The organism is Nocardia kruczakiae NBRC 101016 (assembly GCF_001612965.1).
Classification (GTDB): domain Bacteria; phylum Actinomycetota; class Actinomycetes; order Mycobacteriales; family Mycobacteriaceae; genus Nocardia; species Nocardia kruczakiae.
On sequence record NZ_BDBL01000025.1, the window covers coordinates 52,082 to 67,734 of the forward strand.

At 66.1% G+C, this 15,653-nt stretch carries 17 protein-coding genes; 2 read left to right on the forward strand and 15 right to left on the reverse strand.

Annotation, left to right across the window (positions count from 1 at the left end):
• Positions 1 to 30: 30 nt before the first annotated feature.
• From rplR to NK1_RS18665, 7 genes are all read right to left on the reverse strand, one after another.
• A complete protein-coding gene (gene rplR / locus NK1_RS18635) occupies positions 31 to 438 on the reverse strand; it encodes a 50S ribosomal protein L18 (protein WP_036498216.1) in 408 nt (135 codons plus the stop codon).
• A gap of 3 nt (positions 439 to 441) precedes the next feature.
• A complete protein-coding gene (gene rplF, locus NK1_RS18640; RefSeq protein WP_030513401.1) occupies positions 442 to 981 on the reverse strand; it encodes a 50S ribosomal protein L6 in 540 nt (179 codons plus the stop codon).
• A gap of 14 nt (positions 982 to 995) precedes the next feature.
• The gene (rpsH, locus tag NK1_RS18645; RefSeq protein WP_030513400.1) at positions 996 to 1,394 is read right to left on the reverse strand and encodes a 30S ribosomal protein S8; all 399 of its coding nucleotides are present in this window, start codon (positions 1,392 to 1,394) and stop codon (positions 996 to 998) included.
• Between the two features lie 218 nt (positions 1,395 to 1,612).
• Positions 1,613 to 1,984, reverse strand: a complete 372-nt coding sequence (locus NK1_RS18650) for a hypothetical protein (protein WP_063010304.1) — start codon at positions 1,982 to 1,984, stop codon at positions 1,613 to 1,615.
• 11 nt (positions 1,985 to 1,995) lie between these two features.
• Positions 1,996 to 2,475 carry a roadblock/LC7 domain-containing protein gene (locus NK1_RS18655; protein ID WP_245660651.1) on the reverse strand — a complete coding sequence of 160 codons (480 nt, stop codon included), beginning with the start codon at positions 2,473 to 2,475 and terminating at the stop codon, positions 1,996 to 1,998.
• The gene (locus NK1_RS18660) at positions 2,472 to 3,272 is read right to left on the reverse strand and encodes a hypothetical protein (RefSeq protein WP_063010306.1); all 801 of its coding nucleotides are present in this window, start codon (positions 3,270 to 3,272) and stop codon (positions 2,472 to 2,474) included. The genes NK1_RS18655 and NK1_RS18660 overlap by 4 nt, the downstream gene beginning before the upstream one ends.
• Positions 3,262 to 3,654 carry a roadblock/LC7 domain-containing protein gene (locus NK1_RS18665; protein WP_063010308.1) on the reverse strand — a complete coding sequence of 131 codons (393 nt, stop codon included), beginning with the start codon at positions 3,652 to 3,654 and terminating at the stop codon, positions 3,262 to 3,264. Before NK1_RS18665 ends, NK1_RS18660 begins: the two co-directional genes overlap by 11 nt.
• 401 nt (positions 3,655 to 4,055) lie before the next feature.
• Here NK1_RS18665 and NK1_RS18670 point away from each other — a divergent pair, with 401 nt between their 5' ends.
• Positions 4,056 to 4,814: a YoaK family protein gene (locus NK1_RS18670; protein WP_157104339.1), complete on the forward strand. Its 759-nt coding sequence runs from the start codon at positions 4,056 to 4,058 to the stop codon at positions 4,812 to 4,814.
• Between the two features lie 303 nt (positions 4,815 to 5,117).
• On the opposite strand, the gene NK1_RS18675 is transcribed toward NK1_RS18670, so the two are convergent.
• Genes NK1_RS18675 through rplN form a run of 4 tightly spaced genes read right to left on the reverse strand, consistent with a single transcriptional unit; the run spans position 5,118 to position 6,558 of the window.
• Positions 5,118 to 5,303: a type Z 30S ribosomal protein S14 gene (locus NK1_RS18675; protein WP_025347225.1), complete on the reverse strand. Its 186-nt coding sequence runs from the start codon at positions 5,301 to 5,303 to the stop codon at positions 5,118 to 5,120.
• 4 nt (positions 5,304 to 5,307) lie between these two features.
• Entirely contained in the window at positions 5,308 to 5,871 is a 564-nt protein-coding gene (gene rplE, locus NK1_RS18680; protein ID WP_036498214.1) for a 50S ribosomal protein L5, read from the reverse strand.
• 2 nt (positions 5,872 to 5,873) lie between these two features.
• The gene (rplX, locus tag NK1_RS18685; RefSeq protein ID WP_040818503.1) at positions 5,874 to 6,188 is read right to left on the reverse strand and encodes a 50S ribosomal protein L24; all 315 of its coding nucleotides are present in this window, start codon (positions 6,186 to 6,188) and stop codon (positions 5,874 to 5,876) included.
• 1 nt (position 6,189) lies between these two features.
• Positions 6,190 to 6,558, reverse strand: coding sequence for a 50S ribosomal protein L14 (gene rplN, locus NK1_RS18690; protein ID WP_030513395.1), 369 nt, complete (start codon positions 6,556 to 6,558; stop codon positions 6,190 to 6,192).
• Positions 6,559 to 6,962: 404 nt separating this feature from the next.
• Here rplN and NK1_RS18695 point away from each other — a divergent pair, with 404 nt between their 5' ends.
• Entirely contained in the window at positions 6,963 to 9,005 is a 2,043-nt protein-coding gene (locus NK1_RS18695) for a M13 family metallopeptidase (RefSeq protein WP_369689822.1), read from the forward strand.
• A 6-nt stretch (positions 9,006 to 9,011) separates the two neighbouring features.
• On the opposite strand, the gene NK1_RS18700 is transcribed toward NK1_RS18695, so the two are convergent.
• The 4 genes from NK1_RS18700 to NK1_RS18715 form a co-directional block, all read right to left on the reverse strand.
• Entirely contained in the window at positions 9,012 to 11,120 is a 2,109-nt protein-coding gene (locus tag NK1_RS18700) for an amylo-alpha-1,6-glucosidase (protein ID WP_036498201.1), read from the reverse strand.
• 269 nt (positions 11,121 to 11,389) lie between these two features.
• Complete coding sequence (locus tag NK1_RS18705; RefSeq protein ID WP_063010389.1) at positions 11,390 to 12,544, reverse strand: alkane 1-monooxygenase; 1,155 nt, start codon at positions 12,542 to 12,544, stop codon at positions 11,390 to 11,392.
• A 244-nt stretch (positions 12,545 to 12,788) separates the two neighbouring features.
• Positions 12,789 to 14,105, reverse strand: coding sequence for a lipase family protein (locus NK1_RS18710; protein WP_157104340.1), 1,317 nt, complete (start codon positions 14,103 to 14,105; stop codon positions 12,789 to 12,791).
• Between the two features lie 101 nt (positions 14,106 to 14,206).
• Positions 14,207 to 15,526, reverse strand: coding sequence for a lipase family protein (locus tag NK1_RS18715; RefSeq protein WP_157104341.1), 1,320 nt, complete (start codon positions 15,524 to 15,526; stop codon positions 14,207 to 14,209).
• Between the last annotated feature and the right edge of the window lie 127 nt (positions 15,527 to 15,653).

The following is a 15,653-nucleotide window of genomic DNA, read 5'->3' on the forward strand; positions in this document are numbered from 1 at the left end:
GGGTCATTCGGTCCATGAGTCGAATCTGCATCAGAACTTCAACCCACCTTCGCGCGCGGCATCCGCGAGCGCGGCGATGCGGCCGTGGTAGTCGTGGCCACCGCGGTCGAACACCACGGCCTCCACACCGGCAGCCTTCGCGCGGGCGGCCAGCAACTCGCCGACCTTCTTGCCCTTCGCGGACTTGTCACCGTCGAGCGCGCGCACATCGGCCTCGATCGAGGACGCCGAGGCGACGGTCTTGCCGACGGAGTCGTCGATCACCTGGGCGTGCAGGTGCCGCGAGGAGCGGAACACGACCAGACGCGGACGCTCGGCGGTGCCGAGGACCTTCTTGCGCAGACGGAAGTGCCGACGGGTCTTCGACACCCGGCGACGAGTCGACGCATCCTTGCCGACCGGCTTGCGGGCGGCTTTCTGAGCTTCAGTTTGTGCCATGGCTTACTTACCCGTCTTTCCGACCTTGCGGCGAACGACCTCACCGGCGTAGCGGATGCCCTTGCCCTTGTACGGGTCGGGCTTGCGCAGGCCGTGGATCACTGCGGCGATCTGGCCGACCTTCTGCTTGTCGATGCCGGACACCGAGAACTTGGTGGGGGCCTCGACCTGGAAGGTGATGCCCTCGGGGGCCTCGATCGGAACCGGGTGGCTGTAGCCGAGGGCGAACTCGAGGTTCGAACCCTTCTGCTGCACGCGGTAACCGACGCCGAAGATTTCCATCTTCTTCTCGTAGCCCTGGGTCACGCCGACGATCATGTTGTTGATCAGGGTGCGGCTCAGGCCGTGCAGCGAGCGGTTGCGGCGCTCGTCGTCCGGACGGCCCACCTCCAGCTCACCGTTCTCGGCCTTGGTGACGGTGATCGGCTCGGCGACGGTGTGCGAGAGGGTGCCCTTCGGACCCTTCACCGACACCTGCTGGCCGTCGATGGTCACCTCGACGCCGGCGGGAACCGAGATCGGCTTCTTACCGATACGCGACATTGTTCCTACCTCCCTTACCAGACGTAGGCGAGGACTTCCCCGCCCACACCCTGCTGCTTGGCCTGACGGTCGGTGAGCAGGCCCTTCGACGTGGAGATAATTGCCACGCCCAGACCGCCCAGCACCTTGGGCAGGTTGGTGGATTTCGCGTACACCCGCAGACCGGGCTTCGAGACGCGGCGCACACCCTGCAGGCTGCGCTCCCGGCTCTGGCCGTACTTCAGGTCGACGATCAGGGTCTGGCCGACGGGCGCATCCTCGGTGCGGTAGTCGGCGATGTAGCCCTCGCGCTTGAGGATCTCGGCGATGTTCGCCTTGAGCTTCGAGTGCGGAGCCTTCACCTGATCGTGGTACGCCGAGTTGGCGTTGCGCAGACGGGTCAGAAAGTCTGCGATCGGATCAGTCATGGTCATGTGTTGACCGTTACCTTTCTCGCCGCGGTTCCCATACAGCACCGTCACGCGGGGCGGTCGTGGGCCTACGACAATTTCGGCTGGTCCGGACGACACCTTTGCCGACCGGATTCGGAATGCTGTCACCCGGAGCAATGCGCACGCATATGGGCACGAGGGTGCCCGAGCAACCGGTCTAGTGTAGGCGAGCGGTATGAGCGGGCAAAATCGGGTAGCGATCAGACCTCGAGATCCGCTTCGATCGCCTTCAGCCGATGCCGGGCCAGGGCGAGATTCGCCCGTGCGCGGTCCAGGGCGAGATACAGAAACAGCCCTTTGGACGTGCGGCCGGTCATGGGGCGGATGAGGTGGTACTGGCTGGACAGGGAGATCAGGATGTCCTCGATGTCCTCGTTGAGGCCGAGCTGTTCGATCGTGCGCAGTTTGGCGCGTACCACCTCGGTATTGCCGGCCCCGGCGACCTGCAGGTCCAGGGATTTCGAACTTCCCAGCATCCCCAGCGACATACCGCTGTTGTAATCGACGACGGAGGCTCCCAGGGCGCCGTCGATCGACATCATTTCCTTCAGCGCCAAATCGAGGTTGGACATGTTCTTTCCTTTCAATCGGTATTACTTGTTCGGTCTTTGCTGTGCTTTCCGGTCGGGACGGCGGTGAGGTGGTCGGCGATCGCGCGGGCGGCCGGGCGGGATTCCAGATGCAGCCGGCCGACATTCACGTCGGGCTCGGCCAGCACCGTCAGCGAGGTCCAATCGGCGCCGTAGACCACGACGTGACCGCCGGTACCGCGCACGACCACCTCGTGGAATCCGCCACCGACCGCGGTGGTGGCCAGCCGATGCGAGAGCGCCAGTTGCGAGGCCGACAGCGCGGCCATACCGGTGGGCTCGATATGGGCGGGCAGATCGTGCTCGATGAGCAGGCCGTCGCTGGATGCCACCAGCGCACCGATCAGCCCGGGGACGCGTTCGCGCAACGCCTTCAATTCCGCGAGAACCGCCGCATTCGGCTCGGGTCCCGACATTGTCACCTTGCTGAGCCTTCCCATGAGATCGCCGAGCAGCCTCTTCCGCACGGTCACGCAAGTTCCTCCAACGCCGCCCGCAGGCGGACGAGCACGTCGATATCCACTGGAGATTCCCAATGGTCCGGTGGCGCAACGGATGTCGCGAAGCGGCGGCGCCGGACCAGCGGCGGCGCCCCGGCCGGCGCGTCGCGCGGTCGGACCGGTGGCGCGAGCGGCTCGAAGGAGGACGGCCCCGGCGGCTGGATCAGTTGGGCGTGCGTGAGATCGCGGACCGCCACCAGGCAGCCGTAGCTCGTGCGCCCGAGCTCCTGCGCGATATCGGCCACGGTGCGACGACCGTCGGCGGCGGCCAGGACCTCTGCCTGTCCACCGCTGAGCGCGATCCGGCGACGCCGCACCCGGCGGACCGGAACGACCGGCACGCGATCGACCGCATCGGCCGGCCACGGCCCCGCGTCCGGATCACCGCGGCGTGCACATTCGTCCACCAGCAGCCGCGGGTTGATATGACAGACCGGCGCCAGCCAATGTTCGGGCGCGGGCTCGAATTCCGGCACCGCCTGGGAAGCGAGCAGGAAGTAGGCGGCATCGAAAACCGACAGCAGCGCAAGGGTTTCCAGCTGCGGCTGCGCCAGCACATGTCCCGGGTCGCCGGCCCCGGCGCGTTGCCAATCCTCGGCGGTGGCCACACCCGCCTCGACGACGAGCCGGTCCAAACCGGTCGTGCGCCGGCAATCGGCGGAAACGATTGCCCCCCTGGTGAGATGAAACGATCCGTCCCCCGCACGCAGTACGCCGGTACTCCCCGCTTCCTCCAGCCGGCTCAGTTCTACCGCCAGTTCAATTCCCATGACTCCCCTCGGTCAATTCGGAGAGAATCCCCCGCAACTGAAATCTCGCCAGGGCCAGATTCCCGGATTCCTCGTCGAAGAGAACGTGCACGAACAACCTGCCGTCGAAATCGCCGTCGATCAGATTCAGCAGGTGATAGCCGCGGGTCCCGCAGACGATGATCTCGGTGACGTCGTCGTCGCCGTGCTCGGTGGCCAGCGCCGGGCATGCGAGCACCGAACGCACCACATCCGTTGTGGCAGCCGCATCTTCGTGTTCGTCGATCGAATCGCGGCGACCGGCCGCGGCGATCGCGAGCCCGCTGGCCCCATCCGCCAGCGTCACCCCGCGCGCCCCCGGAATCTCCATGATCCGCCGCAGGCATTCGTCGATACTGATCACACGCCACCGCTCGCCGAGTTCGGGCTATCTGAAACGCCGACGCTACACATCACCCGCCGCACCCGCATGTCGAATGCGAAGAATCGCAGGCAAAACTCGTGCGCCACAAGATCATTGGCGGGTATCAGACATTGCGGTCCCACCCCGCCGCAGAGCGCGACGCGACCTGGCCACGTGCCCCGGAACCGAAATCGAGCAAGCACTCAGCATCCGACGCAGCAGTCGGTATCGCCGCCACATCCGGGGCCGCTCACTCGTGGCAGCCGTCGACCGACGTCACCAAATGCTCTGCGATGCAACATGTTCCACCTACAACAGGCGAATATTCACAGCTTTTTCTGAGACGAACCCGATACGATTTGTCCCATTCGCCCACGACAGACAACAACTCAGGGAGCTGTATGCCTGCCATGAGCCTCACTCCTACGCATCGTGCACTCGTTCTCGGTTACGGATCGCTGCTCGCCACCGTCGCGGGCTTCGTCAATGCCGTGGCCATCCTCACCTTGGCCATCCCCGTCGGTAATCTGACCGCGACCACAACGCGGCTGGGGATGGACACCGCGAGCCCGTGGCTGTTCGAAAGCAGCGTGCTCATCCTCATCCTGATCGGTTTCCTACTAGGGGCGGCATCCGCCGGCGCGACCCTGGCACCCACGAAAACCCATGCGGGAGTTCGCCACAGCGCCGTCATGATCGGCGAAGCATTGCTGCTCGCGCTGGCCTTCACCTGGTCGGAACACACCGTGGCGGTCTTCTTCGCGGCACTCGCCTGCGGGCTGCAGAACGGGACGACCTCCAGCCTGCGGACAATGCAGATCCGCACCACTCATTTCACCGGCACCGTCACCGACCTCGGCCTGATCATCGGCCGGTCCCGTCGGCACGGCGTCGACCGCTGGCGGGCCGCGGTGCTGTCGGCCACGATCATCACGTTCGTCATCGGCAGTGTCGCGGGCACCCTGTTCGCCACCCGGGTCGGTGAAGCAGCGCTACTGGTACCCGCCGCGATCTGCGTCGCCATCGCCGTCGCCGGCCTCGCCTACGATCGCCGCCGCCCCTTCCGAACACCCGCGAGCGAACCCGAGCCACCAGAGGCCGGCAACTCCTGCGAGCCGGAGATCAGCAACAGTTCACGGGCGATGTACCAGGTCGGCTGACTCCGGCTGCCGCGTGCCGATCAGGTCCCGAGTTCGATCGCCGCTTGTCACGGAGCTGGAGCGAGTCCCGGGCGGCCCACTGAACTAATCGTGCAAACCTCGCCGATTTTTGCGGTTTTCCCGCATTTTCGCCGAGGTTTGCACGATCTGTTCACCCCTTCCCCATCCGCATCCCGTGGTCGGACCTCGAATTCTGAAGCGCAGCAACGCATACACAAGAAAAGGTACGGACCCCTCGGGGTCCGTACCCATTCTCGATTCGATTGTCGCGCTCAGCGCATGCGCTGCCTCAGCAGCGCGAGCTCACCAGGAGCTCTTGTGCACGCCCGGCAGCTCGCCGCGGTGCGCCATCTCACGGACGCAGACGCGGCACAGGCCGAACTTGCGGTAGACCGCGCGGGGGCGGCCGCAGCGCTGGCAGCGGGTGTAGCCACGAACGGCGAACTTCGGCTTCGCGGCGGCTTTGTTGACGAGAGCTTTCTTAGCCATGTGCTCAGTTCTCCTTGAACGGGAAGCCGAGGTGCTTGAGCAGGGCGCGGCCCTCCTCATCGTTGGTCGCGGTGGTCACGACCGTGATGTCCATACCGCGCGGGCGGTCGATGGAGTCCACGTCGATCTCGTGGAACATCGACTGCTCGCTCAGGCCGAACGTGTAGTTGCCGTTGCCGTCGAACTGCTTCGGCGACAGGCCGCGGAAGTCGCGGATACGGGGCAGCGCGATGGACACCAGGCGGTCCAGGAACTCCCACATGCGGTCGCCGCGCAGCGTGACGCGCGCACCGATCGGCATACCCTCACGCAGCTTGAACTGCGCGATGGACTTGCGGGCCTTGCGGATCTCCGGCTTCTGGCCGGTGATCAGGGCCAGGTCGTTGACGGCGCCGTTGATCAGCTTGGCGTCGCGGGCGGCGTCACCGACACCCATGTTGACGACGACCTTCACCACGCCCGGGATCTGCATCACGTTGGCGTAGTTGAATTCGTTGTTCAGCGCGTCCTTGATCTCCGCGCGGTAGCGCAGCTTGAGACGAGGCTGAATGTTCTCTGCGGTGGTCATGCTCAGATGTCCTTCCCGTTGCGACGGGAGATGCGCACCCGCTTGCCGTTCTCGTCGGTGCGGTAACCCACCCGGGTCGGCTTGCCGTCGGAGTCGACAACCATCACGTTGGACACGTGGATGGGCGCCTCCTGGGTCACGATGCCGCCGGAGCTGGCGCCGCGCTGGTTCGCGGAGTTCGCGACGTGCTTCTTGATCCGGTTCACGCCCTCGACCAGGACCTTCTCGGTAGCCGGGTAGGCCTGGATGACCTTGCCCTTGGCGCCCTTGTCCTTACCCGAGACGACGATCACGGTGTCGCCCTTGTGCACCTTCATGTCAGAGCACCTCCGGGGCCAGCGAAACGATCTTCATGAAACGCTTGTCGCGCAGCTCACGGCCGACGGGGCCGAAGATGCGGGTGCCACGCGGATCGTTGTCCGCCTTGATCAGCACCGCGGCGTTCTCGTCGAACTTGATGTACGAACCATCCGGACGACGACGCTCCTTGACGGTGCGCACGACGACCGCCTTGACGACATCACCCTTCTTGACGTTGCCGCCGGGGATGGCGTCCTTGACGGTGGCGACGATGACGTCGCCGATACCGGCATAGCGACGCGACGACCCGCCGAGCACGCGGATGCACAGAATCTCCTTGGCACCCGTGTTGTCGGCGACGCGCAGTCGCGACTCCTGCTGAATCACTTCAGCTCCTCCTAGACCTGGACGTAATGCACGCCGGATTACCGACCCGACGGGCATGGTCAGTTGCCCTTCGACGGACCTTGACGGCCCGCTCCCGCACAGTAGCGGGGCAGCGCCTGCCAGCGGTTTTGCACGATCTCCGAAGATCAACCACTGTGGGTTCGCGGCCGAAGTGCGGGCACAATGCCTGCAGGCAACCCGACAAGTGTAGCGAAGGCGCAGGTCGAGCCCAAATCAGGGGCGGACGGGGCATCCGGCGAGGCCGGCCCCCATGGGTGGCGGTCGAACTCAGCCGATACTCAGCAGGTTCGGTTAGCCTCTCACGGACGCGACCGGCCCCGCTTCCGGGTGGGGCCGCGGTGTTGTCGCGCAGGTGCACGATGAAGTCGGGGAGAGGATTTTCTGTGACATCGTCCGGTCGCCAGGTCCGCCTGGGTCGTCGCTCGTTCCTGATCGCCCTCGGCGCGGTGCCGGTGGCCACCGCCCTGGTGGCGTGCAACAGCGACGACACGAAGCCCAAACCTCTCACCGGACCCGATCTGTCGGGCGTCGACCCCGCGGTGCGCCCGCAGGACGATCTGTACCGCAATATCAACGGCACCTGGCTGCGCACCTACCAGCTGCCACCGGACAAGGTCTCCTACGGCACCTTCGCCGAGGTGTCCGATCGGGTCGAGGGCCAGCTGCGCGAGGTCATCGACGGCATCCACGATCCGAAGGACGGGTCGGAGGGCCAGCAGATCCGCGACCTCTACGACGCGCGGATGGATCTGGACACGCTCGAGAAGCTCGGCACCGCCCCGCTGCAACCGCTGTTCGCCCGGATCGACGGGGCGCAGAACAGGGCCGATCTCGCGAAGGTCATGGGCGCGCTGCCGCTGGGCGGCCTGATCGGGCTGGGCGTGAGTATCGACCGCAAGAATTCGAACGCCTACATTCCGGCGGTGGGACAGTCCGGCCTCGGCATGAGCGAGCAGTACTACCGGAAACCCGAATTCGCGCAATATCTTTCGGCGTACCAGACGTTGCTGCACAAATTGGCGACCGGCGCCGGCCTCCCGGATCCGGACGGTGCGGCCGAACGCACCCTGGACCTGGAGAAGCGCATCGCCGCGGGTTACTGGGACAACGTCCGCACCCGCGACGCCGACGCCACCTACAACCTCATGGCGTGGAACGAGATGACCACGCTCGCACCGGGTTTCGACTGGGAGCCGTGGCTCGCCGGTAGCACCGACCGGCCCAAGGAGCTGTTCGCGAAGATGGTCGTCGGCGAACCGTCGTTCGTCACCGCGGCGGGTCAGCTGTGGACCGAGGTGGATATCAACACCTGGCGGGAATGGCTGAAACTCAGCCTGCTGCGCAAATACGCCAAGTACATGAACAAGGACCTCTCGGACGCGAATTTCGATTTCCTGAAGGCCACCAGCGGAATCGAGCAGCGACCGGAGCTGTGGAAATCGGCGGTCGCGGTCGTCGACGCGAATCTCGGTGAGCAGCTGGGCAAGCTGTACGTGGCGAAATACTTTCCGCCGCAGGCCAAGACGCGGGCCAAGGAACTGGTCGACAATCTGCTCGCCGCCTACCGCGAGAACTTCCGCAATTCCTCGTGGATGTCGCCGCGCACCCGCGAGGCCGCGATCGCGAAACTGGACAAGATCACGGTCAAGATCGGCTACCCCGACAAGTGGGTGGACTATTCGAAGCTGAAGGTCACCCGCGGCCAACTGGTCGAATCCCTGCTCGCCATCGAAGCTTTCGAGGCGAAGCGATCGATGGACAAGCTGGGGACGCCGGTGGACAAGGCCGAATGGGGCATGTCGCCGCAGACCGTCAACGCCTACTACGAGGCGACCTCCAATTCCATCAACTTCCCGGCCGCGATCCTGCAGGCCCCGTTCTTCGACACCGGCGCCGAACCGGCGGTGAACTACGGCGCGATCGGCGCGACCATCGGCCACGAGATCGGCCACGGCTTCGACGACCAGGGTTCGAAGTACAACGGCGACGGCAATCGCGAGGACTGGTGGACCCCGGAGGACCGGGCCGCGTTCGAGGCCAAGACCAAACAGTTGATCGATCAGTACAACGCGCTGGTGCCCGAGGGACTGCCGCCCAGCGATCACGTCAACGGTCAGCTGACCGTCGGCGAGAACCTCGCCGACCTGCGCGGATTGATGATCGCGCTGGCCGCCTTCCGCATCGAGGAAGCCAAGAGCGGCCGCAACGCCCCGGACTACACCCCGATGTTCCAGTCCTGGGGCCGCAATTGGCGCGAGAAGCAGACCCAGCAGTCGCTCGAACAGCAGGTCGCGACGGATCCGCACTCCCCCGGCGAATTCCGCTGCAACCAGGTGGTGCGCAACCTGCCGGAGTTCTACACGAGCTTCGGCGTCCAGCCGTCGGACAAACTCTTCCTTCCCGAGGATCAGCGCGTCGCTCTGTGAAACCGGTCAGTGGGTGATCAGTCGCCAATCCTCGGGAAGGTTGGCGGCCGTCACCTGCTCGCCGTCCACCGCCAGATCCACCGCGGTACCGCCGAGGCGCAGATCGGTGAGCTCTACCCTGCCCCAGCGCGCGGGGACGTGCGGCAGGACGGTCACCGTGCGGTGCGGCACATCGGGTTCGAGTCCGAGGAACGAACGGACCAGCAGCAACGGCGCGGCACTGGCCCAGGCCTGCGGCGAACACGAGGTCGGGTACGGCACCGGCGCCGAGAACCGAGAACGCTGGAACCCGCAGAACAGCTCGGGCAGGCGGCCGCCGAAAGCCGTTGCGGCGTCGAGCAATCCGTTGGACAGCCGGGTGGCCAGTCCCACCGCACCCGGGATGTGACGGTAACGCAGCAGTCCGGCGACGGCGATGGCGGTGTCGTGCGGCCAGACCGAACCGTTGTGATAGCTCATCGGATTGAACGCGCCCATCCCGGAAGACAGTGTGCGCAAACCGAATCCGGAGTCCATCTCGGCGGTCGCCAGATGGTGCACCAGCTGTTCGGCATGTTCGTCGGTCACGATGCCCGACCACAGGCAATGGCCGACATTGCTGGTGAGCGCGTCGACGCGGCGTTTATTGCCGTCCAAAGCGACTGCGTACCAGCCCTTTTCGGGAATCCAGAACGCTTCGGAGAATTTCGTCCGCAGTTCGGCGGCGTGTTCGCGCAGCTTCTCGGCCTTGTCCGACTGCCCGAATTCCTCGGCCAGTTCGGCGCGGGCCAGGATCGCCGCGTAGACGTAGCTCTGCACCTCGCACAGCGCGATCGGCGCCTGGGCGAGATGTCCGGCCGCGTCGTTGATGCCGTCGAAGCTGTCCTTCCAGCCCTGATTGATCAGGCCGCGGTCGGTCGCGCGCTGATATTCGACGAAGCCGTCGCCGTCGCGGTCGCCGAAATGCGACATCCAGTCGAGGGCCGCGTCGGCCGCCGGCAGCAGCGTCTGCACGGCCTCCGGCGAGGCACCCCACCGCCGGGTCTCGGCCAGCAGCATCACGAAAAGCGGTGTGGCGTCGACGGTTCCGTAGTACACCTCACCGCCCAGGGCCAGTCCGCCCGCCGGGCCGCGGCGGATCTCGTGCATGATCCGGCCCGGTTCCTCCTCGGTGAGGGCGTCGACCTGCTGGCCCTGCATTTCGGCCAATTGCTGCATGGTGCCCAGGGCGAGCGAGGAGTCCAGCGGCAGCGCCATCCACGCGGTGAGCAGCGAGTCGCGGCCGAACAGCGTCATGAACCATGGGGCGCCGGCGGCGACGAAGGTGCGGTGGCGGCGTTCCTCGCGAATCTGCAACGCCCCCAGGTCGCTTTCGGTGCGCTGCAGAATGGCGGTGAGCTGCGGATCTCCGGTGGTGAGTTTGGTGGCGGTGTCACGCCACGCGGCCATCTTGCGGCCCGGTTCGCTGCTGCGGTAGTGCTCGCCGGGGCGGAGCGCGACATGCACCCGCTGATTGGCCACCGTCGGCTGGGCCAGGATCTCGGTCTGCCAGCGGCCGGTGGCAGGCACGACGATGCGCCAGGTCAGCGAGCCGGGCAGCACAATCGGCAGTTCCGAGGACGAGACGGCCAGGCCGCGGGCGCGATCGGAACGGTCGTTGAGCAGTAGTTCGTTGTCGGTGACCAGTATTTCGGCCCGTCCGTGCCCGGCGCGGCCCTCCTTGACGGCGAACAGATCCACGAAGTCGGCATCGGCACGCAGTTCCAGCACCACGGCCGTGGGTTCGCGGCCGAGATTCTCCAGGATCACCGTCTCCCGCATACCGTCGGCGACGAGGCGTTCGCGCACCACCAGCAGACTGGAATCGGCGGCGCCCGACCGCGGCGGCCGCCGCAGGATGAACCGTGCGGTGAAGGCCTCCGGACTGAGCACCGACAGCGGTTCGAGCCGCTGCCCGTCGACCCGCAACTCCCACCGCGACACCACGCGGGCATCGCGATAGAACAGGCCCTGCGACGTTCCCGATTCCACATCGCCGACCCGATCGGACAGGCAGAAGGTGCTGCCCTCGACCAGCGTCACCGAACCGTTCAGCAGGGCGGGTTCGCCGCCGTTGAGAGGTGAGGGGCCGGTCATCGCGCATCACCCCCTCGGGGGTGTCGCGGCACCGCGGCGGGCACAGTAGATCGTTTCGTCGACTCGAACATCACCATCGCGAACGGCTCCTCCCTGATCACCGGCGACAACCGATCCGGCTCGAGGTGTGCGTGGGCCTATCCGACAACGTTCGTGCGAGAACGTCTCGATCATCGAGAGTAACCGCTGGACGGTGTTCGGCACGGCCGATCCCTCGACCACGTCGCAAATCCGCGCCGCGGCGCAGCAGCGTGGATCGCGGACGGGACTCAGCGCGCGCGATCGCCCGCTCCCTCGACAGGCCGTTTACGCGGCGGTTTGACGTTGACCAGGCTGCGGTCACCTCCGTAGTGGGCCAGCACCCGGGGATCGATCACCGCGCGCCACAGCGGCGGCACCGCGGCCAGCAGGACCATCCCGGCATAACCCATCGGAAGCTGTGGCGCCTGCTCGACGCTGCGCAGGGTCTGGTAGCGGCGGCCCGGATTCGCGTGGTGGTCACTGTGGCGCTGCAGATGGAACAGGAAGATGTTGGTGACCAGGCTGTCGCTGTTCCAGCTGTCGCGCGGCGAACAGCGCCCGAATGTGCCGTCGGCGCGCCGCACGCGCAGCAGGCCGTAGTGCTCGACGTAGTTCACCGTCTCGAGCAGAAGGATGCCGATCAACGCCTGCAAGGCCAGCCACGGGATCACCCGCGGGCCGAAGTACAGGATCATGGCGCCGAACAGCACGACGCTCATCGACCAGGCCTGCAGCAGATGATTCTCGTAGCTGAACCACCGCTTGCCCCTGCGTGCCAGCCGGTCCCGTTCGAGCCGGAAGGCCGAGCGGAGCCCGCCGAGCACGGTGCGCGGCAGGAACACCCAGAGGGACTCGCCGAAGCGAGCGCTGGCCGGGTCCTCCGGGGTCGCGACGCGGGCGTGGTGGCCGCGGTTGTGCTCGACGAAGAAGTGCCCGTACGCGGACTGCGCGAGCGCGATCTTCGACAACCATCGTTCCAGATGCTCGGACCGGTGGCCGAGTTCGTGCGCGGCATTGATTCCGATGCCGGACACCACCCCGAGTGTGATGGTGAGACCGAGTTTGTCCACGAAGGACAGGACGTTGTCGGCCCACAGAAAACCCGCGACGAACAGGCCGAAGAATTGCATCGGCAGGAACAGGTAAGTGCACCAACGGTAGTAGCGGTCGTTGGAGAGCGCTTCGTAGTCCTCGTCGTGCGGATTACTGCCGTCGTCGCCGATCGCCCAGTCCAGCAGGGGAATGGCCACGAAGACGATGATCGGCCCGATCCACCAGAACACCGGCGATCCGGTGAGGACCACCAGTGGCCCGGGAAGCAGGGCACAAGCCGGTGCGATCAACCCCAGCATCCACAGGTAGCGCTTGGGATCGCGGGCGCGCGATTGTTCGAAGATTGCCATATTCTTCTCGCTGTCCAGGAGTGACACCAGATCGAGAATGCGGCCGCGGAAAGCGGCGTAGGCCTGAAATATTCAGAGTAGCGGTTCGTGCCAGGCTGTCCAGAGATCGCCGAAAAAGACCTACCGACGGGCAGATACCCCCGAATCGCCAAGGTATGTCCCCGATTTTTGCCAGGCCCGGTTTTCGGTACGAGACACCGCGACGCCGCCCACCCTGATCGGCGGGCGGCGTCTGTGGGGCTCGCTACGGCAGGGCGCCGCAGTTACTCGGCGCGGGCAGCCCGGCCAGCCGATCGGTCATCCATGCATCCGCGGTCATCAGCGACGGGAAATAGGCCAGGTCGTGGGTGCCCACGACGCCGGTGACAGCGGGCACCTGCGGATTCGCGTCCAGCTGAACCGGAGTGCCACCGGCGCACCACCCGGCGGCCACGGCGCGAACCGGCGGATACGGCGTGCCCTCGTCGTTCGCGGCCGAGGCGATGAGCACCGGCATCGAGGGCGCCCGGGTTCCGATGCGCTGCTCGTCGAATGCGGCTTTCAGCGCTGGAGAACGGTCGATGACCGCGGTGAGAGGTTCTCCGCTGGTGGTGATTTGCGTTATTCGCCGTATTTGAATGTCCAATGACGCCGCGATGGCGCACTTGCCCAGAGCGTCGTTCATCAGTCCTTTACCGGCGTCGTTGATTTCGGCATCGAGAATCGGACGCGTTTCGGGATAGTCGGCGGCGATACCGTTGAGAGTGAACGACGCGGAGGATCCGACACCGGGTTGGCCGTAGTTGTAGCCGATGAAATTCTCCGGGTCGACGATCGGGCCGCCGATGTAGGCCCCGCGCACGTTCAGTTCCGGCGCATAACTCGATTGCAGTTCGGCGGCGCCGGCCGAGGCCATGCCGCCCTGGGAGTAGCCGAACAGAATGACCGGCGAGTGCGGATTCAGCCCGGTGCCGGGCAGCTGCAATGCGGCACGCGCGGAGTCGAGTACGGCATACGCCTGCGCTTTCCGGTTCAGGAAATCGTGCACATCGGGCGTGCCCAGACCGTGATAATCGGTCAGCACCACGGCCATACCGCGCGCGAGCAACGACGTCAGCGCGATGACGTCGTATTCGGCGATGACGTCGTACGGCGGCTGGAACTGAGCCAGCTGCGGCAGCACCTTCGACGGCGCGCACTGATCGCCTTGGCCCTGCGAGCCGACTCCGTAGGCGACCAGCGGACGTTCACCCGGGCCGGTCCACGGCAGCGTCGGCTGCAGATAGGTCGCCACCACCGCGGTCGGAGCGTCGTGAGTGTCGCTGCTGATGTACATCATTCGCGTCGACGCCGCCGGCACGACACCCGGTTGGCCGGGCGCCGACATCACCAGCGCTGCCGGTTGGGCACGAAGGATCGCACCCGGGGGCATCGGCGGCACCGGCGGTGGCATGTAGAAATCATCGGCGGCGACCTCCGCAGCCGGTTGCGGCGACGCGGGTGGCGCCGAGATCGCCGCGCCCGCGATGACGACGAGCGAGCCGAACAGAACTGCGTTCCATCTGCGGATCAAGCCCCTCACGATCGATCCTTCCCTGCGTTCTCAGCGGATGTATCTCGAGCGTCGAGCGATCGAACATCAGCGGCCCGGATGAACGCCGTCGCCCATCCGGGCACGGGCCGCTACGGCAGCGCGGCGCAGTTGCCGGCCGCGGGCGCGGCCGCGAGCCGATCGGTCAGCCACATCTGCGACGCCGCCAACGACGGGAAGAACGCGAGATCGTGGGTGCCGATGACACCGGAAATCGGTGGCAGCTGGGAGTTCGCGTCCATCTGCACCGGCACGCCCCGGCTGCACCACGCGGCGGCCACCTCTCGGATGGGCGCGTACGGCGCACCCTCGTCGTTCCTCGCCGAGGCGATGAGCACCGGCGCCGACGGCGTGCCGCTACCGATGCGCTGATCGGCGAAGGCCTGGCTCAACGCCGGCGACCGGTCGATCACCGTGGTGAGTGGCTGTCCGCTGGAGGTGAATTGGGCCGTCTGCCGCTGCGGATTGTCGATCGATACCGCGATGGCGCATTTGCCCGCCGCATCGCGCATCAGCGCCTTGCCGGCGTCGTTGAGTTCGGCGTCGAGTTCCGGACGAGTGTCGGGATAGTCGGCGGCGATACCGTTGAGCGTGAAGCCGACCGCACCGGACAGGCTCGGCTGGCCCTCGTTGAAGCCGATGAAGTATTCGGGATCCACCACCGGCCCGCCGATGTACGCGCCACGCATATTCAGTTCGGGCGCATAGCTCGGTTGCAGTTCGGCCGCACCGGCCGAGGCCATACCGCCCTGGGAATAGCCGTACACGATGACCGGCGACTGCGGTCCCAGGCCGTTGTTCGGCAACTGCTCCGCGGCCCGCGCCGAGTCGAGTACCGCATAGGATTGCGCTTTCCGGTTCAGGAAGTCGTGCGTTTCCGGTGTGCCCAGCCCGTGGTAATCGGTGACCACGACGGCCATCCCGCGCGCCAGTAGCGAATACAACGCCAACACATCGTATTCGGCGATGACGTCGACCGGCGGCTGGTATTGGGCGAGCTGCGGGAGCAATTTCGAGGGCGCGCATTGATCGCCCTGTCCCTGCGTGCCGACCGCGTACGCGATCAGTGGGCGTTCACCGGGGCCGGTCCAGGGCAGGATCGGCTGCAGATACGTGCCCGTCACCGCGGTCGGCGCGTCGTGCGTGTCGTTGCTGAGATACATCATGCGTGTCGAGATCGCCGGGACGACACCGGGTTGTCCCGGCGCCGAGAACAGCAACGACGCAGGCTGGGCCCGCACGATGGCACCCGGAGGCCCCGGGGGCAACGGCGCCGGGGGAACGTAGAAATCGTCGGCGGCGGCCTGCGCCGACGGCTGCGTCCAGGCATGCGGCGCCGAAACCATTCCGCCCGCGACTGCGATGAGAGCTCCGAACAAGACAGCGGTACAACTGCGAATCCGGCTCCGCACGATTCGTCCTTTCCTGAGCTTCGGGATGCCTATCGGAACGAACAAACGGATCTCGACAGTACCGAAAAAGACGTATCGATCTTCGGGGAATCAGAATGACGGTCGGCGTGTCTCGCTAACGACTGGC